At 43.2% G+C, this 20,712-nt stretch carries 20 protein-coding genes; 8 read left to right on the top strand and 12 right to left on the bottom strand.

Annotated features, from left to right (window positions below):
- Positions 1–5 precede the first annotated feature (5 nt).
- The 6 genes from ACRRSX_RS07340 to rpsB all read right to left on the bottom strand — a co-directional run bounded on the left by ACRRSX_RS07340 (position 6) and on the right by rpsB (position 4,776).
- Positions 6–848, bottom strand: coding sequence for a phosphatidate cytidylyltransferase (locus tag ACRRSX_RS07340; protein ID WP_432453847.1), 843 nt, complete (start codon positions 846–848; stop codon positions 6–8).
- Positions 841–1,632 carry a polyprenyl diphosphate synthase gene (gene uppS, locus ACRRSX_RS07335; RefSeq protein WP_432453848.1) on the bottom strand — a complete coding sequence of 264 codons (792 nt, stop codon included), beginning with the start codon at positions 1,630–1,632 and terminating at the stop codon, positions 841–843. The genes ACRRSX_RS07340 and uppS overlap by 8 nt, the downstream gene beginning before the upstream one ends.
- A 68-nt stretch (positions 1,633–1,700) precedes the next feature.
- Positions 1,701–2,258, bottom strand: a complete 558-nt coding sequence (gene frr / locus ACRRSX_RS07330; RefSeq protein ID WP_432453849.1) for a ribosome recycling factor — start codon at positions 2,256–2,258, stop codon at positions 1,701–1,703.
- Positions 2,259–2,269: 11 nt separating this feature from the next.
- The gene (gene pyrH, locus ACRRSX_RS07325) at positions 2,270–3,019 is read right to left on the bottom strand and encodes a UMP kinase (RefSeq protein WP_432453850.1); all 750 of its coding nucleotides are present in this window, start codon (positions 3,017–3,019) and stop codon (positions 2,270–2,272) included.
- 76 nt (positions 3,020–3,095) lie between these two features.
- Positions 3,096–3,944, bottom strand: a complete 849-nt coding sequence (gene tsf, locus ACRRSX_RS07320; RefSeq protein ID WP_432453851.1) for a translation elongation factor Ts — start codon at positions 3,942–3,944, stop codon at positions 3,096–3,098.
- Positions 3,945–4,041: 97 nt separating this feature from the next.
- Complete coding sequence (rpsB, locus tag ACRRSX_RS07315) at positions 4,042–4,776, bottom strand: 30S ribosomal protein S2 (RefSeq protein ID WP_432453852.1); 735 nt, start codon at positions 4,774–4,776, stop codon at positions 4,042–4,044.
- Positions 4,777–5,081: 305 nt separating this feature from the next.
- Here rpsB and map point away from each other — a divergent pair, with 305 nt between their 5' ends.
- From map to ACRRSX_RS07295, 4 genes are all read left to right on the top strand, one after another.
- Positions 5,082–5,876, top strand: a complete 795-nt coding sequence (map, locus tag ACRRSX_RS07310; protein ID WP_432453853.1) for a type I methionyl aminopeptidase — start codon at positions 5,082–5,084, stop codon at positions 5,874–5,876.
- A gap of 32 nt (positions 5,877–5,908) precedes the next feature.
- Positions 5,909–8,518, top strand: coding sequence for a bifunctional uridylyltransferase/uridylyl-removing protein GlnD (gene glnD / locus ACRRSX_RS07305; RefSeq protein ID WP_432453854.1), 2,610 nt, complete (start codon positions 5,909–5,911; stop codon positions 8,516–8,518).
- A gap of 36 nt (positions 8,519–8,554) precedes the next feature.
- Complete coding sequence (dapD, locus tag ACRRSX_RS07300) at positions 8,555–9,592, top strand: 2,3,4,5-tetrahydropyridine-2,6-dicarboxylate N-succinyltransferase (protein ID WP_432453855.1); 1,038 nt, start codon at positions 8,555–8,557, stop codon at positions 9,590–9,592.
- A 192-nt stretch (positions 9,593–9,784) separates the two neighbouring features.
- A complete protein-coding gene (locus ACRRSX_RS07295) occupies positions 9,785–10,162 on the top strand; it encodes a DUF3461 family protein (RefSeq protein ID WP_432453856.1) in 378 nt (125 codons plus the stop codon).
- Positions 10,163–10,660: 498 nt separating this feature from the next.
- Here the strand turns inward: ACRRSX_RS07295 and ptsG are convergent, their stop codons facing one another.
- The gene (gene ptsG / locus ACRRSX_RS07290; RefSeq protein ID WP_432453857.1) at positions 10,661–12,091 is read right to left on the bottom strand and encodes a PTS glucose transporter subunit IIBC; all 1,431 of its coding nucleotides are present in this window, start codon (positions 12,089–12,091) and stop codon (positions 10,661–10,663) included.
- Between the two features lie 537 nt (positions 12,092–12,628).
- On the opposite strand from ptsG, the gene lamB reads away from it, so the two are divergent.
- Positions 12,629–13,909, top strand: coding sequence for a maltoporin LamB (gene lamB, locus ACRRSX_RS07285; protein ID WP_432453858.1), 1,281 nt, complete (start codon positions 12,629–12,631; stop codon positions 13,907–13,909).
- A gap of 134 nt (positions 13,910–14,043) precedes the next feature.
- Here lamB and ACRRSX_RS07280 read toward each other — a convergent pair whose 3' ends face one another.
- The 4 genes from ACRRSX_RS07280 to ACRRSX_RS07265 form a co-directional block, all read right to left on the bottom strand.
- Positions 14,044–15,024 carry a MalM family protein gene (locus tag ACRRSX_RS07280; protein ID WP_432453859.1) on the bottom strand — a complete coding sequence of 327 codons (981 nt, stop codon included), beginning with the start codon at positions 15,022–15,024 and terminating at the stop codon, positions 14,044–14,046.
- A 106-nt stretch (positions 15,025–15,130) separates the two neighbouring features.
- The gene (locus ACRRSX_RS07275) at positions 15,131–16,408 is read right to left on the bottom strand and encodes a maltoporin (RefSeq protein WP_432453860.1); all 1,278 of its coding nucleotides are present in this window, start codon (positions 16,406–16,408) and stop codon (positions 15,131–15,133) included.
- Positions 16,409–16,814: 406 nt separating this feature from the next.
- The gene (truC, locus tag ACRRSX_RS07270) at positions 16,815–17,576 is read right to left on the bottom strand and encodes a tRNA pseudouridine(65) synthase TruC (protein ID WP_432453861.1); all 762 of its coding nucleotides are present in this window, start codon (positions 17,574–17,576) and stop codon (positions 16,815–16,817) included.
- On the bottom strand, positions 17,569–17,886 hold the full coding sequence (locus ACRRSX_RS07265) for a YqcC family protein (protein WP_432453862.1): 318 nt from the start codon (positions 17,884–17,886) through the stop codon (positions 17,569–17,571). The genes truC and ACRRSX_RS07265 overlap by 8 nt, the downstream gene beginning before the upstream one ends.
- Positions 17,887–18,046: 160 nt before the next feature.
- Here ACRRSX_RS07265 and ACRRSX_RS07260 point away from each other — a divergent pair, with 160 nt between their 5' ends.
- The 3 genes from ACRRSX_RS07260 to ACRRSX_RS07250 are packed head-to-tail and all read left to right on the top strand — an operon-like array spanning position 18,047 to position 20,167.
- On the top strand, positions 18,047–19,090 hold the full coding sequence (locus tag ACRRSX_RS07260; protein WP_432453863.1) for a DUF3549 family protein: 1,044 nt from the start codon (positions 18,047–18,049) through the stop codon (positions 19,088–19,090).
- Positions 19,091–19,101: 11 nt separating this feature from the next.
- Entirely contained in the window at positions 19,102–19,392 is a 291-nt protein-coding gene (locus ACRRSX_RS07255) for a hypothetical protein (protein ID WP_432453864.1), read from the top strand.
- Between the two features lies 1 nt (position 19,393).
- The gene (locus ACRRSX_RS07250; protein ID WP_432453865.1) at positions 19,394–20,167 is read left to right on the top strand and encodes a Zn-ribbon-containing protein; all 774 of its coding nucleotides are present in this window, start codon (positions 19,394–19,396) and stop codon (positions 20,165–20,167) included.
- Here the strand turns inward: ACRRSX_RS07250 and syd are convergent.
- The gene (syd, locus tag ACRRSX_RS07245; RefSeq protein ID WP_432453866.1) at positions 20,164–20,706 is read right to left on the bottom strand and encodes a SecY-interacting protein; all 543 of its coding nucleotides are present in this window, start codon (positions 20,704–20,706) and stop codon (positions 20,164–20,166) included. The two genes, ACRRSX_RS07250 and syd, sit on opposite strands and share 4 nt — an antisense overlap.
- Positions 20,707–20,712 lie beyond the last annotated feature (6 nt).

The raw sequence follows: 20,712 nt of genomic DNA, 5'->3' as shown, positions 1-20,712 counted from the left end.
AGCGCTTACATCCAATGTAGGAAGAAAAATGCAAATACCGGCATTGCAGCCGTTAAACTATCGATCCGGTCGAGCAAACCACCATGCCCAGGTAACAAGGTGCCACTATCCTTAATCCCTGCTTGACGTTTAAACATACTCTCAACCAAATCCCCAACAACAGAAGCTAACACCGTACATGCACTGGCGATAACTAACACCAATGTTTTACCTTCGGGAATATCTAAAAAGACCAAAGCTGCAATAGTGACAACACTTGCAAACAGTAAACCGCCAAGCAAACCCTCGATGGTCTTCTTAGGGCTCACATTTTTAGCCAGTTTTCGTTTACCAAAACGCTTACCTACAAAATAGGCGCCGCTATCAGCCGCCCATACCAACGAAAACACATACACGACCCAAGCACCACCCACCAGTGGATTATCCTCGTCGATAGAGCGTAAAAACAGTAAAGACCAGAAGAACGGAACGAGTACAATCAAGCCAACCATGACTTTAAAGAAATGATTGTTATGCCAAAATTTTGCTCGATATGGAAATGAAGCCAATAAATAAACGCTAGCGGACCAAGCGATAACGGCGACCGCCAGCAATCCACTAAACCATATGGAGTGAGCGACCAAGCTTAACGGTATCTGCCAGAGACTAAGTCCAAATACCAAGCAAAAAATCAAAAAGAAGCTAAGGCGTTGATTGTTTTTATCGGAAACAACCCGCGACCATTCACGCGCGGCAAGTAAGATGACCAAGGCAAATACTAAGCCTAAACCGAAAAGCGGCAATTTAAAAATAGCGGCAAGCACTAGCGGTGCCAATACCAATGCGGTGATGATTCGTTGCTTAAGCAAAATGACCCTCATTAAACTGATTATTCTTAAGCTGCGCCTGTAACTGTTCACCAGTGCAACCAAATCGACGCTCGCGACTCACGAAGGCGGCAACAGCATCGCTAAATGCTCGCTCATCAAAGTCTGGCCATAAAACATCACAAAAATACAATTCAGCGTAGGCTACCTGCCACAACAAAAAGTTGCTGATACGGTGATCCCCACCAGTTCTAATCAACAAGTCGACATCGCCTGCGGTTTCTAGCCCCATCACTTCAGAAAAGCGTTGCTCGGTCATATCCTCGATATCCAACGAACCTTCTTGTACTTGCCTGGCCAACAACTGACTGGCATGTAATATATCCCATCGCCCACCGTAGTTGGCAGCAATATTCAGCACTAGACCATCGTTATCCGCAGTATCACTCTGCGCTTGAGCAATACGCTGTTGTAGTTTCTGACTAAAGCGAGAAGTATCGCCAATTATTCGTAGTTGTACATTATTGTTTTTAAGTTTTTTAACTTCACGTTGCAAAACAGTTAAAAACAAATTCATCAAACTTGACACTTCTTCTTCGGGACGGCGCCAGTTTTCGCTACTAAAAGCGAACAAGGTCAACGTTTGAATTTTTAATTGTGAAGCTAAACTAACAGCACGCCTTACCGACTTAACCCCAGCCTGATGGCCAAACATTCGCATTTTACCGCGTTGTTTCGCCCAGCGCCCATTGCCATCCATAATGATGGCCACATGTTTCGGCATGGCGTCTTTAATTGGTAATTGCTGTTCTTCGGATACCGTCATTATCACTACTCGTACTTACAAAAAAAAACCGTGTTCCAAGACACGGCTAATTTCCAATCCCAAAATGCTTAAACTTCCAGCAATTCAGCTTCTTTTGCAGCTAAAGCCTCGTCGACTAATTTTACCGCTGCATCAGTAATTTTTTGAATGTCGTCCTGCGCTCTACGATCATCATCTTCGCCGATTTCTTTCTCTTTCAGCAAGTCTTTAATGTCACCATTTGCGTCACGACGAATATTACGCACTGCTACCCGAGCCTGCTCTGCTTCCGCGCGAACAATTTTAATCAAATCACGACGACGTTCTTCGGTCAACATTGGCAACGGAATGCGAATCAAGGTACCCGCGGAAGACGGATTTAAGCCGAGATCTGAACTCATAATCGCTTTTTCTACCGCACTAATCAAACTCGCATCGAATACCGTTACGGTTAAGGTTCGCGAATCTTCGGTTGACACATTACCCACTTGTTTTAGAGGCGTATCAACACCGTAATAAGGAACCATAATGCCATCTAAAAGACTAGTATGAGCCCGTCCAGTTCTAACTTTCGACATCTGAGTTTTAAGCGATTCAATACTTTTGCTCATACGAACTTGAGCATCTTCTTTAATTGCGTTAATCACGATAACTATCCCTACTCTGTTTCAGCGTTCTTTGATATACGATGAATGGTGGTCCCTTCATCAGCGCCCATAACAACGTTTTTCAAACTACCTGGAGTATTCATATTAAAAACACGAATCGGTAGATTGTGGTCACGAGCCAACGTGAAGGCGGCCAAGTCCATCACTTTTAATTCTTTTTCTAAGACTTCGTTGTAGTCTAATTCTCGGTACAAGCTTGCACTCGGATCTTTAACTGGATCGGCAGTAAATACCCCATCCACCTTGGTTCCCTTTAGCACGGCTTCAGCTTCAATTTCAATGCCACGTAAACAAGCCGCAGAATCGGTGGTGAAGAAAGGATTACCAGTACCCGCAGAAAAAATAACCACCTTCCCCGCTTTAAGGTTACCAATAGCATCGGCCCAATTATATGAATCACACACGCCATTCAACTCAATTGCTGACATAAGGCGAGCATTCACAAAATTTCGATGAAGAGCGTCACGCATCGCTAGCCCGTTCATCACGGTGGCTAACATCCCCATGTGATCGCCAACAACCCGATTCATTCCTGCTTTGGCGAGGCCTTCACCTCTAAACAAGTTGCCACCACCAATAACCAGCCCGACTTGAACCCCTAGTTCCACCAGCTCTTTAATTTCAAGAGCCATCCGGTCTAATACTTTAGGATCAATGCCAAAACCCTCTTCACCCATTAAGGCTTCACCTGAAAGTTTTAAAAGAATACGACGATATGCAGGTTTAGGATTGGTACTCATAGTGATGATGTTCTCTCATTGATAAAGAATACAAGAAGGTTGCGGCATGATACCGCAACCTGAGCGACAACTAAAATTACTTTTTAGCTGCTGCGATTTGTGCCGCAACTTCAGCCGCAAAATCTTCTTCTTTTTTCTCGATGCCTTCGCCAACTTCTAGACGAATGAAACCAGCAACAGTCGCGCCTTTTTCTTTCAAAATGGCACCAACAGTTTTCTTTGGTTCCATAATAAATGCTTGACCGGTTAGAGAGATTTCGCCGGTGAATTTCTTCATACGGCCGGTTACCATTTTCTCAGCGATATCTGCAGGCTTGCCTTCGTTCATGGCAATTTCGATTTGCAGTTTTTTCTCTTTTTCAACAACGTCAGCTGGGACGTCATCAGCAGAAAGATACTCAGGTTTAGAAGCAGCTACGTGCATCGCTACGTGCTTAAGCGTTTCGGCATCCGCTTCACCAGTAACAGCAACACCAATACGCTCACCGTGACGATATGAAGCAATTGGAGCACCATCTAAGTATTCAACACGGCGAATTGAAATATTTTCACCGATTTTAGCCACTAACTGAACGCGTTCTTCTTCAAAACTAGCTTTCAAAGTCTCGATGTCAGTTTTTTCTGCAGCTGCAGCTTCAGCTACCTTCTCAGCAAACGCTGTAAAGTTAGCATCTTTGGCTACGAAGTCAGTTTGACAGTTAACTTCTAACAAGGCCGCAAAACCGGCACCTTGTTTAATAATGATTGCGCCATCAGCAGCAATGTTACCCGCTTTTTTAGCAGCTTTAGCGGCACCGCTTTTACGCATATTATCAATCGCTAACTCGATGTCGCCATCAGTTTCAGTCAACGCTTTTTTACAATCCATCATGCCTGCGCCAGTACGGTCGCGCAGTTCTTTTACTTGGGCAGCAGTAATTGCCATTTGTTTGATCCTCGATTATTTATCGGATAAAACTCAGGGGGCAAGTTTGCCCCCTGCTAATCTTCAAGCTCACTCAGTATTAATGCTTCAGCATTAATTACTCAGCAGCTTCCTCAACGAAACCATCTTCTTCAGCTTGTACTACGATATCTTCTTGACGACCTTGAAGAACCGTATCCGCAGCTGCGCCTAGGTACAATTTAATTGCACGGATAGCATCGTCATTACCAGGAATGATGTAATCAACACCGTCTGGAGCAGAGTTAGTATCAACCACAGAGATTACTGGAATACCTAGGTTGTTTGCTTCACGAATCGCAATATGCTCGTGTTCAGCATCAATCACAAACAATACGTCAGGTAATCCGCCCATGTTTTTGATACCACCAAGACTTTTCTCAAGCTTTTCCATTTCGCGAGTACGCATAAGCGCCTCTTTCTTGGTGAGCTTCTCGAAAGTGCCGTCTTGGCTTTGAGCTTCAAGATCTTTAAGACGTTTGATTGATTGACGTACTGTTTTCCAGTTAGTCAACATACCACCTAACCAACGGTGGTTAACGTAGAATTGATCTGAACGAAGCGCTTCAGTTTTGATCACTTCGCCTGCAGCACGCTTGGTACCAACAAAAAGAACTTTACCTTTCTTAGATGCAACTTTCTTAAGAACAGACATTGCATCATTAAACATAGGTACAGTTTTTTCTAAGTTAATGATATGAACTTTGTTACGCGCACCAAAAATGAAAGGCTTCATTTTTGGATTCCAGTAACGAGTTTGGTGACCGAAGTGTACGCCTGCTTGAAGCATATCGCGCATTGAAACGTTTGCCATTATAATTTCCTCAAATGGGGTTAGGCCTCCACACATCCCATTTTACCGACCAAACATTACTGTTCAGCACCCCGGAAAACGTGTCGATGTGTGTGTGTGTTTAAAATATAAATATTCAATTAATGTTAGCATCCGCTCAAATTCGTAAATCTGAGTAATTACTTACGGCGCGCTTTATACCATAATTCGCCTTATGGATAAAGAAAAAGGCGAAGTTTTCGCTATTTTCCTCAGCTACTACAACTCCTCGTGCCCTTACGGTAAACTAACGCCATAACCTAGGTAAATACTCAACTATTAAACTCATGAGCATAGTAATAAAAACCCCAGAACAAATTGAAAAAATGCGCGTCGCTGGTCGTTTAGCGGCCGATGTACTCACCATGATAGCGCCCTACGTCAGGGTTGGCGTCAGCACTGAAGAACTGGACCAGCGTTGTCACGATTATATCGTCAATGAACAGGGCGCCATACCCGCCCCCTTAAACTACCACGGCTTTCCAAAGTCAATTTGTAGCTCGGTCAACGAAGTGGTTTGCCACGGGATCCCTTCTGCGTCGCATATTTTGCAAGATGGCGATGTGGTGAATCTGGACATCACCGTGATCAAAGACGGCTATCACGGAGATACCTCTCAAATGTTTTTGGTGGGAGAAACCAGCCCAGCCGATAAATTACTCTGCCGCGTCACCCAACAAGCCCTTTATCAAGCGATAAGAGTGGTGAAGCCAGGTAATAAAGTTTGCGACATCGGTAACGCAATTCAGAAATATTTGAAAAAAGGCAATTATCGTTATGGCATCGTGGATAATTTTTGTGGCCACGGCATCGGTGAGGGCTTTCATGAAGAGCCACAGATTATGCACTACCGCAATAATGACCGTACCGTGCTAAAACCGGGGATGTGTTTCACGATTGAACCGATGATCAACCAAGGTAAGAAAGGCAACTGGGTTGATGAAGAAGATGGCTGGACAGCAAGAACCAGCGACGGCAAAAATTCAGCCCAATGGGAGCATACCCTGCTGGTGACTAATGATGGCGTCGAAGTGCTGACTTTAAGAGACGAAGAAGACTTTCCTCGCATCATTAAGTATTAGTGTTAATTCATTTTAGTCACACAGGTTAAGTCATGGAAACGACGTTAGTATCCCCGCCCTTACCCAAGCCAGATGAGATATCGTTAAACAGCTGTAAGTCGTATCTTGACCAATTACAAGAATACCTAACAGACCAATTTGACCAAGGCGTACATGTTGTCGAATTGGTTCTGTTACGTTCGCGAAAGATGGACTCATTACTCACCCAATTGTGGCAGCACTTCGGCTTGGCCGATGAGTCGGCAATCTCTTTGCTTGCCGTAGGCGGATATGGCCGCGGAGAACTTCACCCGCGTTCTGATATTGATATATTAATCCTTAGCCAACAAGCTGCGGCAAGTCAGATTGCAGACAAAATTAGCGCCTTTATTACCTTTCTTTGGGATATTCGGCTCGATGTTGGACAAAGTGTCCGTACGCTAGATGAATGCCTAGAGCTAGGCTTAAAAGACATCACCATCGCCACCAACTTACAAGAATCCAGATTGTTGTTTGGTGACAGAGCACTTTATCAAAAACTTTGTTTAGCTGTATGCGCCGATAGTTTCTGGCCAAGTGATTCTTTTTTCCAAGCGAAGAAACAAGAACAGCTGACTCGACATCGCCAATACAAAGGCAATGCTTATTCTTTAGAACCCGATATTAAAGCCAATCCTGGCGGTTTACGTGACATTCAAACCATTTGTTGGGTTGCCGGCCGGCACTTTGGCAGTAGCGATTTAGAAGAGCTCACCAAACAAAACTTCTTAACTCAAGCAGAATGTAGAGAGTTACAGGACTGTCGTGATTTTCTGTGGCGAGTCCGTTTTGCTTTACATATTCACTTACCCAAGAGTGATGACCGACTACTGTTTGATCGGCAACTAGCTGTCGCAAAGTCACTGGGTTATAGCGGCCAACACAACGCTCCTGTAGAGCGGCTCATGAAGCATTTTTTCCAAACAATACGACGAATATCTGAGCTCAATGAAATGCTACTTCAACTATTTGATGAAGCAATCTTGGGTAATACCGCCATGGATGTGCGGGTCGTCGACCAACACTTTATGCTACGTGGCAATCTCATCGACAGTAACGATGCCCAGTTGTTTCTTCAACAACCCGAACAAATCATCATGATGTTCTTGCACATCGCTGAAAACCCCAAGATCACGGGGATTTACTCAGCGACCCTTCGCCAGCTCCGCGAGGCCAGACGCCGTTTAACCCATTGGCTTCAAGATGATGCTGAGTGTCGATATTATTTTAAACAACTAATCAAACATCCCAACGTCACTGGTTTACCGTTAAGTTTGATGCATCGCTACGGTGTGCTTTCGACCTATTTCCCGGCCTGGAGTCGAATTGTTGGACAGATGCAATTCGATTTATTTCATGCTTTTACCGTCGACGAGCATACCCATCGCCTGATTACCAAGATCCATTCCTTCAATGACACAGAGACTAAAACGGTCCATCCGCTGTGTTGCGAAATTTACCCTCGACTAGAGCGCCCCGACTTATTGGTTCTGGCTGCAATATTCCATGACATTGCGAAAGGCCGTAAAGGTGATCATTCCATCTTAGGTGCCGTTGATGCAGAAGAATTTTGTTTAGCGCATGGTTTTAGTAAGCCCTCAGCAAGAACCGTTGCTTGGTTAGTCAAACACCATCTACTGATGTCTGTGACCGCACAACGACGTGATATTTATGATCCCGAAGTGATCGCTACATTTGCCAAAACCGTTCGCGATCAACGTCATTTAGATATGTTATTGTGCTTAACAGTTGCAGATATTTGTGCCACTAACGATGATACTTGGAATAGTTGGAAACGAACGCTATTACATGAACTTTACAGTGCCACTCAAAAAGCCTTGCGTCGTGGTTTAGAAAATCCTGTCGATATTCGTGGCGTAATCCGTGATAAGCAACAGAAAGCGATCGAACTGCTTGCCTTAAAAGGCTATTCCGAAGAACAAACTCGTATTCTATGGCAGCGTTTTAGGGCCGACTACTTTTTACGGCATACACCGCAGCAAATTACTTGGCATAGTGACCATTTGTGGGGCCACAGTGACGAGCAACCATTGGTTTTAGTGAGCCGCAGAGCGACCCGTGGCGGTACTGAGATTTTTATCCACTGCCCCGACATCCCTCACTTATTTGCATCGGTAGCTGCTGAACTCGATCAAAAAAACCTCAATATTCACGACGCTCAAATCATGTCGAGTCGCGACGGATTTGTATTAGATACCTTTATGGTGCTGGACCGAGAAGGCCAACCGTTATCAGTTGAACGTGGTATATTGTTACAACAAACACTCGCAACCAAATTACACGTTGCGGTGCCCATCGATCTAAAGCAACGTCGTGTCCCCAGACAAGTGCAACAGTTTTCTATTGCGCCTCGAGTTGAATTTTTACCCACAAAAGGGAACCGGACTTTAATTGAAATCATTGCTTTGGATAAGCCTGGCCTAGTGGCTCGGATCAGTGCAGTCTTTCAATCGTTTAATTACACCATTCATGCAGCTAAAATCACCACTATTGGTGAAAAAGCCGAAGATTTCTTTAGTATTAGTAATGCTGAACGGGAAAAACTTAGTCCAGAACAAAAGCAACAGCTTAAATCTATTCTGGAACAAGCACTCAAACAATAATATTTATGCAGACTCAAACAATAAATGGAGACAATCATGTCTAAAGACTTTTTTAGTTACGCCATTGGCGTTGGCAGTAAAAACGCAAATGGCCAATGGCTAGAAGTTTTTTACCCAAGCCCTGTATTACACCCAAGCAAAGCAGAAGTATGTGAATTGACCAAGGGGCTCAATTATACCTCGGGAAAACAAGTAATAGAGCTTGATGACGCAGCAATGACTAGCCTACTGAACAATGCTAAATCCTTGGGCCTAAACGCACAAGTGAGTGCCTTAGAAGCTTTAGCCAGTAGCCAGCAATCTCGTGTATTGTGTTTACTCGAGGAAGATAGTGCAGCCGAGTCCACTCCAGAAGCCTATCTAAAACTGCATTTGCTGTCGCATCGTTTAGTCAAACCACATGGGACTGACTTAAGTGGTATCTTTGCTGTATTGCCAAATGTTGCATGGACTAATCAAGGCGCTATCGACTTAAGCGAGCTACCGGCTCGCCAATTGGAAGCACGAGCCAAAGGCGAATTACTGCAAGTTAGTTCAGTGGATAAGTTCCCTAAAATGGCCGATTACGTTGTGCCGAATGGGGTACGTATCGCAGCGACCTCTCGGGTACGCTTGGGTGCCTATCTTGGTGAAGGCACAACCGTCATGCATGAGGGTTTCTGCAACTTTAATGCGGGAACCGCCGGCACCAGCATGATTGAAGGGCGGATATCTGCGGGTGTATTTGTTGGCAAAGGCTCCGACCTTGGTGGTGGTTGCTCAACTATGGGTACCCTCTCTGGCGGCGGTAACATGGTGATTGCGGTAGGAGAAGAATCACTAATTGGTGCGAATGCCGGAACAGGTATCCCCTTGGGTGACCGCTGTACCATCGAATCAGGCCTATATATTACAGCAGGAACCAAAGTCATCTTAATCGATGAAAACAAACAATCACTTGGAACCGTTAAGGCCCGTGAATTAGCAGGTAAATCAGACCTATTATTCCGCCGTAATAGTATCAGTGGTGCCATCGAGTGCCTAACCAATAAAACAGCAATTGCTCTAAATGAAGCGCTGCACGCCCATAACTAAGCCATCATGCAACCAAGTGGCGCTCAGCCATTTGGTTGCATCTAAATATTTCATCATCAAATTCAAAAAACCACTTATTTCAGATTCCTTCTGATCTCTAATGCGCTATGCTGCTAATAACAGGCTCTGCAGTATGTTGCGGTGGCAGCTGTTCCAGTCTTCAGTTTAGCGATTTGTTATGAAGGAAAATCTATGTACGACAATCTAAAAAGTATTGGCATCACCAACCCAGCAGATATAGAGCGTTACAGCCTTCGCCAAGAAGCGATGTCTGACACACTAAAAATATACTTCCATAAAGAAAAAGGTGATTTTTTAACACGCAGTGTTAAGTTTAAATACCCTCGCCAAAAGAAAACCGTATTAGTGGATGGTGGACGTGGTACCTATAAAGATGTCTCTGAAATCAACACCAACCTGCGCTTTATTGTTGAAGAATTAGACAAAATCACACGCCGAGATCAACAGGAAAAAGATACCAAACAGCAAGTGCTGGCAGAGCTGCGACATCTGGAAAAAGTAGTGAGTAGCAAAATTGCTGAAATTGAAGCTAAGTTAGAAAGACTTTAAGCAATAAATATTAACTCCCCTAATATTATCGCTTGGCACTTATTTCAATATAAACGCTCGATGCACTTCCATCGGGCGTTTTGCATATTAGGCTGAAATAAAAATATTAACGAGTTTATCGACTAATACCAATCTAACTCATTATCTGTTCGTTGTTACTGCCCAAATCACCGCAAACTAGGTTATGCATCTTACAATTAGCGCTACTCATGGCTGCACTTCATGCCTCGTTATCAGCACAATTAGTTGCTCATATCATGAATCAGATTGGTATTAGCAGAGCTGCACCATTCGTCATGTCTACAACCAAGCTTAAATTCACTTCTCTAGTACTAAAGAATAAACCGATGATATCTAATAGCGATCGCTGGTATTCATAGCCGACGAACACAGAATGAAGCCTAGTCTTTTAAGTTAGGGTCGTACCACCAACAAAACGTACTTTTTATTATCAAATAAAAAGGAGGCCTAAGCCTCCTTTTCTAGATATTTAAAAACTTATACCGTTTTTAAATAACTTTCCATGTCAGTTTTTAGGTTATCAGATTTAGTACCAAAAATGGCTTGAACACCTTGGCCCGCGATCACCACACCAGCAGCACCTAAGGATTTCAGTGCCGGCTGATTAACCGACTCAACCGATTTTACTTGAATACGTAAGCGAGTAATACATGCATCTAAGCTAACGATGTTGTCTTTACCGCCAAAAGCATCCACTAAACTTTGAGACATTTTATCTTCAGATATAACGCCAATCTCAGCGCTGTCTTCGTCTTCACGACCCGGAGTTTTCAGGTCAAATTTAGCGATCACAACACGGAATACAACATAGTAAAGAGCTGCATAGCAGATACCCACAACAGGGAATAACCAAAGTTTCTGAGCGTTACTTGATAACACGATGAAATCAATTAAACCATGTGAGAAAGAAGTACCATGAACCATGCCTAAGCTATTAGTAATAACAAAAGCAAAACCAGCTAACAGCGCGTGAATCGCATATAACAATGGCGCAACAAATAGGAATGCAAACTCAATTGGTTCGGTGATACCAGTTAGAAATGATGTCAATGCCGCAGACACCATAATACCACCAACTTTAGCGCGGTTTTCTGGTTTAGCAGCATGCCAAATCGCAATAGCCGCTGCAGGTAAACCGTACATTTTGAACAAGTAGCCACCCGCTAACTGACCAAAACCGTTACCAGCGACACGTGACGCTTCATCGGCCTGTAGGTAACAAGTCAATACACCGTGAGCAATCTCACCGGAAGCTGTCGTACAAGTTCCCGCTTCGAAGAAAAATGGAACGTTCCAAACATGGTGAAGACCGAATGGAATGAGTGAACGCTCAACGATGCCGTAAATGCCAAAGGCTAATGTTGGATTTTGTTCTGCCGCCCAATGAGAGAATACCGCAATGCCATTTCCAATAGGAGGCCAAATAAACGCAAGCGCAACACCTAAAAATATGGTTAGGAAACCAGTGATAATCGGCACACTACGTTTACCAGCAAAGAAGCCTAAATACGCTGGAAGCTGGAGTCGGAAGAAACGGTTAAAGGCCCAAGCTGCGACGCCACCTGATAGGATACCGCCGAGCACACCTGTATTAATAGAATCAACGCCCATAACCACTGCCATAACAGTTAGTGTTTTGGACATAATGTAAAAGCCAACAATAGATGCTAACGCAGCAACACCATCGTTATTGGTAAAACCAAGAGCAACACCCACAGCGAATAGCAACGCCATATTACCGAATACAGCATCACCTGCATTCATCATGAGTTGCGATATGATGTGAGGCATCCAGCTAAAGTCAGCTGCGCCAACCCCTAGCAAAATACCCGCAACCGGTAACACTGATACGGGTAGCATCAATGCTTTACCTACCTTTTGCGCTTGCGCAAACAAATTTTTAAACATAGTAAGCTCCTAAAGGGCTGTTTGTTGTACAAAATATAGCCTTGGTAATAAATTGACGATACGACCAACTTATTACCAGATTAAATATTTACTTCAAAGTCACCGCTAAATTGTTTATCGCGATTTCTGGGCGTAAGTGTAGGGGCATACGTTTCAAAAAAATGCGATTTAGAACAAGTTAAAGCCCTCATTTTGTAACAGTTTGTAACGACTTTATACCTTGTTGATAAATTAGCTTTTTTTGGTAACAAAGTACGATTATCAATGAGTTCTAAGGCACTACAGCTCGCCAGTAAAAACCTCAAAATTTAATATAAAAATCTATTTTAAATCAAAAATAAAAATTAAATGACCAAAAAAATTTGAATTTATCAGCACTGAAAGGATTTTCATATTATTTGTGCGAGCAAGATCTCAAGACAAATTTACAAACTGCTGAGACAATGTATTTCGACATATTATTTTACAATGGATCAAAAATTCAGCACAGGATGCTGGAATGTCGTCATTAACTATTTAAAATACAAGGTCCACTCAATGAAGTTAAAAACACTATCTCTTGCTTTGGCAGCTGCAACAATATCCTCTCAAACCTTTGCGATTAATCCGGAGTTTCACGGTTATATGCGATCAGGCATTGGTGCAACTGGTTCCGGAGGCGATCAAATGTGCTTTCAAGCCGATGGCTCGCCCTACAAACACCGCTTAGGCAACGAATGCGAAACCTATGCAGAAATAGGTTTAAAAGCCAATGCTTGGGAAGAAGGTAACCAAAAGATGTCGGTGAATACTCTCTTCGCTTATTCAGTTGCCCAAGAAAAAGATTGGGAAGCTGAAGCCCCCGCGACTCGCGAAATGTATGTTGCCGGTGAAAATATGATCGAATCATTGGCTGGTGCAAACATCTGGGCCGGAAAACGTTATTACCAACGTCGAGACGTGCATCAAATCGATTACTACTACTTAGCAAATGCCGGAGCTGGTGGAGGGATAGAAAATATAGACCTTGGTTTTGCAAAACTTTCTGCCGCATGGATCCGCAATACAGAAGAAGCTTATTTCACCAACAAACAACAACCCATTGTAAATGATGAAGGATTAGAAAATTACTCAGGTAACAATATTGATTTACGTTTAGATGGTATTCAAACCAATCGAGATGGTTACTTAGGTATTGCTACAATTTACGGTGCATACAGCGACCAACAAGGTCAAGACTTCGCAGGTCAACAGCCCAACCATAATTTTGAAAACAGTGGACTCTTCATTCTTGCAGAACATACTCAAGAAAACTTCTTTGGTGGCTTTAATCAACTCTCTATCACCTATGCGACGGACGCAATGGCGAAAATTGGAGCTTTTGGTCAACTTAGCGGATTCAACTATAAAGAAACCAGCTCAAACCAAGCCAGCTATTACCGGATACTGAACCACGGTATGCTCAGCTTTTCTGAGCAGAATCTGGCCCTTACTTACGTGGTTAACTACGAGAACTACGATAAGGACGACCAACAGGGATCTTCATTATTCACGGTTGGTGTTCGCCCACAATACAACTGGAATAATCACTTATCGACTATCCTCGACGTGGGTTACGACGTCGTTGAATTCCAAGATGTGGCAAAAGCCAACGGTGAACAAGACAATAAACTCGCGAAGGTAACACTCGCGCAGCAATGGCAAGCAGGCCCAAGTGTATTTGCCCGCCCAGCGTTACGTGCATTTGCCACTTACGCTAAGTCTGATCAACGGATCTCCCGTGACACAAGCTCTAAAGATGAATTAACTTTTGGTCTACAAGCGGAAGCCTGGTGGTAAGCTAAACAGGAATTTTACTCACTCAAAATAAAGGCCACCATATATCGGTGGCCTTTAGCAATAAGCGAGATTAAAAGTTTCTTTGCGATAAACCGAGCTAGGCTCACTCACGATATCCACATAAATGAATATTATTAATTTTTAACTGCTTTAATAAAAGTATCACGAGCCGTCTGAGAGCCAGCATATTCGGCTTCTTCAACCAATTGTAAGGCCTTTTCAATATGACCGTCAGTCACCATTTTTTGGATCAACTGATTATAAAATAGTTCGGTTTCGGCCAACATTCCAGAATGGCGCTTACTGCGATGGTCACGAATAACTGGCTCACCAACTGCAGACTGACTAACAACCGCTTCCTGATTCGCTTGAACAGCCACTGCGGGAGTTGCATTTGAGCTGGAACTACTAAATAAAGGTCCAGATAACCAGTTAAGCGAATTTTCTGCGACATTAAACTGAACCTCAACCACACCTGTTGCTACATTGGGAAGCATCGGATCAGGGATCTGAGGGATATCATTGCCTCTTGCTTCTGCCTCCACCTTGGCTGGATGCGTGATCTGAGTTTTGCCCGTTTTTAAGGCATCCGTCGTATAAATAAGTAAGTATTCTTCCTTTTCTTGCGGGAGAGCCGCTCGGCGGATCGAAAAACTAGAGGTCAAGCGGTCGCGGCTAAAGCCTCTTGCTGGTTTATAAATAAAATTCTTTCCAGGAACCACGCGTGTGACTTCAAAATTACTATTTAATAGTACGACTTTTGGGGCAAATAACGATTCACGAATATAACTCGACACCGTAATTGGAAAGTCTGTGCTACTGTTTGGAATTTTATAAGCTAGAAAAAAACTTTTCCCACTATCGAAATTAAACGCAGGACTCCCTTTCCCAAGCACTTCATCAGCTAAATAATTAAAGTCTACAGTTTTATAATCAATATCCGCTAAGGAATTGCAACATAAAGCAGCAGAATCCAAAAGTTGATTTGAAACTTGAGGACTATAGTAATAGTCACCACTACCACCACTTACATTCAATCCTTTAAGTCCATTATTAGAGGAACATGCACTCAAGACCAATGCGGCCACTACTATCCAAAACCAATTATGTCGCACAAGAGACTCCCGTAAATAAACAAAAAGACCCTCAAAATAATATGTTTTTGAGGGTCTGGCTAGATAAAATATCAGTTTGTTTGAACTATAGTGTATCGGCTAAGCCTTACCACCAAGCTTCCACTTGTACACCGTATTCAAACTCGTTGTTTTTACCTTTAGCTAAGCTATCATTTTCATGGTCTTTCACATAAGAACCAAATAAGCGGATTTCAGGACGAGCCCAGAAACCAGGACCCGCGGAGATCGCTTGCGCTAAAGTCAACTTACTGTTTTTAGATTTACCCCATGAATCATCATCGGCATCATAGTAACCATACTCTAGAATAGTTTTGTGATAATCGCTCCATTTATAACTTGGGCGCACAACTGCATTCCAGTAATTATGGCTGCTGGCAAAATCATCGCGATCATAAGAAGCATAAACAGCCGCGTAAGCCAAATCTACAGACTTACCAAAGGTAACCACACCATGATCAATTACACGATATGCCTTACCACCATGACCACTGTTCTCAGAACCATACCAGTTACCACCACCAGTGTAACGAAGGGCATGTGCGTAACCTTCTGTACCATACTGAACCACAAATTTGTTAAAGCCGCCAGCAATACCAGTGGTCAACTGCGAGGTTAACATTACACCTGATTTTTCACCCTTATTTTCTGCGTCTTGCGCTTCAGTCGTATTGACATAAGCGTAAGTTACACCAAAGTCAAGGGTATTCGAACCACCGATCGACAAGCCTGTATAGCGAACATCAAACAAGTTTTGGTTACGAGCAGAACCTGTACCTTCTACATAATCACCGTTGCTATCATGACTTGCCTTAGTTACAAAGCCTTCTTGACGATCACTGCGAGTCCAGGCAAAACTCAGATTACCAGGGCCCACTGGGATATCTTCAATCCCTGCACCTGGACCTGAAACATCCCAGTAATAAAAGTCAAGAATATGAATATCGTTACGTTTATAGAAACGTTTACCCGCCCAGACAGAAGCGTCAGGAGCGAAAGGTAGAACGCCTTTTGCAACAACGTTCATTTCACGAATGGCGATATCTGTATCACCATCCTCATTATTACCAGTACCTGTCTTCGTCCCTTCCCAGTCATTATTTTGGTTAGATGTATAAGCAAGATTGCTACCAAAATCAAATTTAACTCCGCCTTTACTATATAGCTCTTGGCCTAGAATTAATTCTGCGTAGGTGTCACATTCATTACCTAAACGACCAACGTAAGTTTTGCTAACAGAACAGCTTTGGCCTCCATCGGCACCAAGGCCAATACCTGAGCGCATATAACCGTGAAAATCAACTGCGAAGGCGCTTGAAGAAATTGTTGCGGCAGCGACTGCTACAGCAAGTGTTTTCAGTTTCATAATCTAATCCTTTTCCTTTTGTATACTCATCCCTTACCTTGAACGGTAAGCGCTAACGGCGCATTTGTAAGTGTGCTTATAACCGCTAACTGAGGAGGATTATAGGGAGCAGGATCCCTCGCAACCTTGAACTGGATCACAGTTTAATTTTTATGAAAATGGCTTGAAAACAAGGTATTTAGCGATAAATCTTGCGTTAGATCACGTTGAAGACTGTCAGCGACAAAACACTTGAAAATGTTTTCAAGCACATTGAAAACCCTTTCAGTAGTCAAATAACCAAATTTATAACTAAAAGTTAAAGTAAAACCCTAAAGGTGGTAATTTTATTACGCGACAATGAAAACCCTTTCATGGTTCAAAAAAGCTTTCCGTTTTGTGATATGCATCACACATAATAATGGAACTAATTCCAAGACATCAGCTTAAATAGCTTAATCCAGCGCTCAGGAAGGGGACTCTCTATCAGAATATCTTTAGCAGAATAAGGATGCACAAAACCAATTTGCTTAGAAATCAACCAAAGCCCTGGGTGCCCTAAGCTTTTAAACAGTCGATTATGTCGCCCATCACCATAGGTGGTGTCACCAATAATATGGTGACTCAGGTGATGCATATGCCGACGCAGTTGGTGCTTTCTTCCTGTTCTAGGTTTCAAACTCAACAAACTATATCGTGATGTTGCAAATTTTCCACTCGGGTAAGGTAACTCGACCTGAGCTAAACCACGATAACAGGTAAAGGCCGACTGAGCTGGTTTATCCTGTTGGGCCCTTCCATCGACCATCTTGTCGTGCTTTTCTTTTAATGGGTAATCCAACTGATGCTCGCCTTCCACATAACCTCTAACCACCGCTAAGTACTCTTTATATACTCGGTGACTGGCGAACTGCTCTGCCAATTTTTTTGCAGCCTCCGAAGAGGTTGCCATCACCAAAACTCCACAGGTAGGACGGTCGAGTCGGTGTACCGGGTAAACATAATGACCCAATTGATCGCGTAAAATTTGCAGCGCAAATTGAGTGGCTTCTTTAGCTATCCAACTACGATGAACCAATAAGCCTGCTGGTTTATATATCGCAACATAGTGCTCATCTTGATATAACACGGTCAATTCACAAGGGATCGCTTCAACCAGCTCTGCGTTTAAATCTAGGTTTTCAGTCATCGTTAAAACTCTGATCAAATAGGCTCAAAAGCAACAACAAATCACGATTGTCCTTTGGAGAGTGTTTCAATACCTCTTCGGCATAGGGCGTGATAGCGATGCGGCGAGGCAGCGGGCGACCTTCATCCAATAAAGTATGCAGCCGAGGCAGCAAAATAAACTGTAGCCACTGCTCTAAGTTCAGTGTATCTACACAAAATGGTTGGGTGCTTTGTAATAAATCGGGATGAGGCGGTAAATCTTGCCAACATTGATTTTTCTTTAAGCAGCGCTCAATGGCGAATAACTGCTCTCTGATCCTAAAACGCATACAATGTTAATCTTAAAAGCCGCGATTATAACATTGCTTACTGGTGAACGGCAGCTTAACGCTGCATAAGCTAAAGCTTCCCCAATAATTGCTCTCAAGAAGATAAATGTGGATACTGAGGCCAACAGCGTCAACTCAAAACAAAAACTAATCTTAAGTTATGAATAATACAAACACACTAAGTGACATCCTGTTGCTTTCCGGCAGTGAGCTACGCGTCTATGAAATGGGCAGACAAATTCAGCAGATTGATAATCAAGATTTCCAAAAAGTTGAAACTAATGACTTACCCTACCCCGCGCCAATTCAACAACAAGCTCGATTTGCTTTATGTTTTTGGCAAAAGCAGCAAGCCAATACCCCCTATATTTGGTTTTTACAATTCCCGGTTGATGAACAAGGTTTCATACAACTCGGGGCACGTGACCAGTTTATTCAATTGGTGATTGAAGCCTTGGGGCAACAGCTTGACCAACAACCCAATCAACAGCAACAACAAGCTTTAGCAAATAACCAGTACATTTTTAAGCCGACTGAAGAAAAATTGGCTTATTTTAATGCGCTCTATAAAAAGCATTGCGCACTGCCACCTTCCAAACATTACCCGTCAGTACGAGACTACTTACAAGGCTCCGCTTGGGATAAATGGCCGCAGCTAGCTCTACAGGGACTCGCCGATATTGTTGCTCGGCTCGATAGAGATGATAATAGTAAACTGCTGGCAAAGGCTTTCCCTCACTTACCAATGGAAGTCGCAAACAAAACTCTAGAGTTACTGGAACACGCCAGTATCGATCAACAACTCAGTCACGTGATTGCACAACAGCACACTCTAATTTTGACAAGAGATGAGAATTTAGCGAGCCTTTACCTTCGAGCCTTAGCGGGTTGTACCGTTCCCAGCATAGTGAACAAAGCCCTCAACGCTCAGCTCGGAGCTGCCCATTCAATCCATAGCTTTATTGCCATTGCTGGTCGCTTATGGCGTGTTTTAGAACAACCACACCAGCTCAGAATATTTCTTGAGGCTCTCGCAACACAACAAGATGACCAATTATTTCAGCAAATCTTTGCTGATCTGGTGTTTATTCCTTCGTTACGCAGCTTCGTTCTCGCCCAATTGAGGGATCCCAACAACAGCACCAATTTACAAGCAGCGATTCAACAGTTAGTGCGAAGTTACCAACCTACTACCAGCCACTAAGGTCCATCAAGATGTCACAAAATATCGTTCTATTAGCTATCAAATCCCTGATTGACGAGAATAAGCAACCCAGCTTAGCGCTGATTAAAGCTCGGCTCAGTGTTCGCCAACCCATGCCAGTCGTTATCGCCGCATTGAATGCCTATAAACGAGATCCGACTATCATCAAGCAACTCACCATAGAGCAGCCCGTAACGACTAACAAAAGCGAGCGACAATCATTGGAGCAGCGTATCACGCATTTAGAATCGCAGCTTGCGCTGTTAGTCACTCGTATTAATCAACTTGAGTCAAAATCCTAAGATGTATCTCGCAATCATAGAGCTAGAATGCTTTGCTGATACCACCATTAGCCAAGCAGAAAAAGCAATTAACCAACTACTTGATTGCTGGCGCTATAACGGTCAGATCATTGGTCGAGAATTTCCAATAGTCTTAAAAGATGCCGTATTTAGTGTCCGAGTGCTTTGTCCAGAAGTCGATAGTCTACAAGAAAACTATCAGAGTCAGCAGGTCAAACACGCCAAACAGGCCCTAAGCGAAGCAAGTTTACTCAGCCCCAAAGTAAAAATATTAGGCCGCGACATTAATGCCGATGACAGTGATAATTGCCTTAGCCCCTCGTGGCAAATTCTCTATACCAATTATTTACAAACCTGTTCTCCGCTGCGTTGTGGAGAACACTTTACACCGATGCCCCTTTATCACTTTCCTGCCGTTGCAAATGGTGACCATCGACAGTTGATAAAATGGCAAGAAGACTGGTCTGCTTGCGACCAATTGCAAATGAATGGCAGTATATTGGAGTTCAGTGCTATACAAGAAATAAGTAGTACCCATAGCCGCTTATTTCAACGCGGCTCAGATTTATGCAAGCGCCTAGAATACTTAACGAAGACCCCGACCTACTTATATTTATATCGCGTCGGCGGCGACAGCTTATTAGCCGAAAGCCAACGTCACTGTCCCAGCTGCAACCAGCCATGGCGATTAACAGAAAACCTACACGATATTTTAGACTTTAAATGCGAACGCTGCCGCTTGGTATCGAATATCTCTTGGGATTTTAAATCTTAGTCCGCTAAGCTCAATTGCTCTAAAAACTCATCAAGCGTGCTCGCCAGCACGCGCTCAACCCCCTTACCTAACTGCTCAAGTAACACTTCACCGCTATTATTATCAATACTCACGATTTGCATTTCGTCATCAGTTGTCGCAATAAATACCGTTGGAGGCTGCTTTAAACGACGCTGCATGAGTAAATGACCTATCATATTTTCCAACAATAGCTCGAAATCTTGCTCATTCCACGGTTGAACTAATTCAATGCGATTATTTTGAAAATTAACTACCAGGCTTGAGGCATAATAATCGCCATAAAAAGATTTAATACTTGGATGTAGTGTCAATTCTAAAGCCGTTTCGATACCACTAAAATCTGCAACTATTTTCCGAACAACCGGGTGCCAATCGACTTGCTGTTGTTGAGGAGAGCTTAGAATACATGGTGAAAGCCATTGTTCATCATAATCGAGTTTAGGGTAGCTCGAATTTTGCCATTGCTGTTCAAACTTCGCATAAATAGAGGCCAGTGGTGAGGATATCGTACTGCTCATTGATGT

This window comes from Agarivorans sp. QJM3NY_30, assembly GCF_050870855.2.
Taxonomy (GTDB): Bacteria; Pseudomonadota; Gammaproteobacteria; order Enterobacterales; family Celerinatantimonadaceae; genus Agarivorans.
The sequence above is the reverse complement of the archived record's forward strand: the minus strand, read 5'-3'. Positions and strand labels throughout refer to the sequence as shown.

Bases quoted from the DNA above. Each gene is read 5' to 3' on its own strand.
- ACRRSX_RS07295 (WP_432453856.1), top strand. From the start codon at position 9,785: ATGTACGACAATCTAAAAAGTATTGGCATCACCAACCCAGCAGATATA.
- rpsB (WP_432453852.1), bottom strand. From the start codon at position 4,776: ATGGCAAACGTTTCAATGCGCGATATGCTTCAAGCAGGCGTACACTTC.
- ACRRSX_RS07275 (WP_432453860.1), bottom strand. From the start codon at position 16,408: ATGAAACTGAAAACACTTGCTGTAGCAGTCGCTGCCGCAACAATTTCT.
- ACRRSX_RS07265 (WP_432453862.1), bottom strand. From the start codon at position 17,886: ATGCGTTTTAGGATCAGAGAGCAGTTATTCGCCATTGAGCGCTGCTTA.
- ACRRSX_RS07255 (WP_432453864.1), top strand. From the start codon at position 19,102: ATGTCACAAAATATCGTTCTATTAGCTATCAAATCCCTGATTGACGAG.
- ACRRSX_RS07250 (WP_432453865.1), top strand. From the start codon at position 19,394: ATGTATCTCGCAATCATAGAGCTAGAATGCTTTGCTGATACCACCATT.
- dapD (WP_432453855.1), top strand. From the start codon at position 8,555: ATGTCTAAAGACTTTTTTAGTTACGCCATTGGCGTTGGCAGTAAAAAC.
- tsf (WP_432453851.1), bottom strand. From the start codon at position 3,944: ATGGCAATTACTGCTGCCCAAGTAAAAGAACTGCGCGACCGTACTGGC.
- uppS (WP_432453848.1), bottom strand. From the start codon at position 1,632: ATGACGGTATCCGAAGAACAGCAATTACCAATTAAAGACGCCATGCCG.
- truC (WP_432453861.1), bottom strand. From the start codon at position 17,576: ATGACTGAAAACCTAGATTTAAACGCAGAGCTGGTTGAAGCGATCCCT.
- ptsG (WP_432453857.1), bottom strand. From the start codon at position 12,091: ATGTTTAAAAATTTGTTTGCGCAAGCGCAAAAGGTAGGTAAAGCATTG.
- map (WP_432453853.1), top strand. From the start codon at position 5,082: ATGAGCATAGTAATAAAAACCCCAGAACAAATTGAAAAAATGCGCGTC.
- pyrH (WP_432453850.1), bottom strand. From the start codon at position 3,019: ATGAGTACCAATCCTAAACCTGCATATCGTCGTATTCTTTTAAAACTT.
- ACRRSX_RS07260 (WP_432453863.1), top strand. From the start codon at position 18,047: ATGAATAATACAAACACACTAAGTGACATCCTGTTGCTTTCCGGCAGT.
- syd (WP_432453866.1), bottom strand. From the start codon at position 20,706: ATGAGCAGTACGATATCCTCACCACTGGCCTCTATTTATGCGAAGTTT.
- lamB (WP_432453858.1), top strand. From the start codon at position 12,629: ATGAAGTTAAAAACACTATCTCTTGCTTTGGCAGCTGCAACAATATCC.
- glnD (WP_432453854.1), top strand. From the start codon at position 5,909: ATGGAAACGACGTTAGTATCCCCGCCCTTACCCAAGCCAGATGAGATA.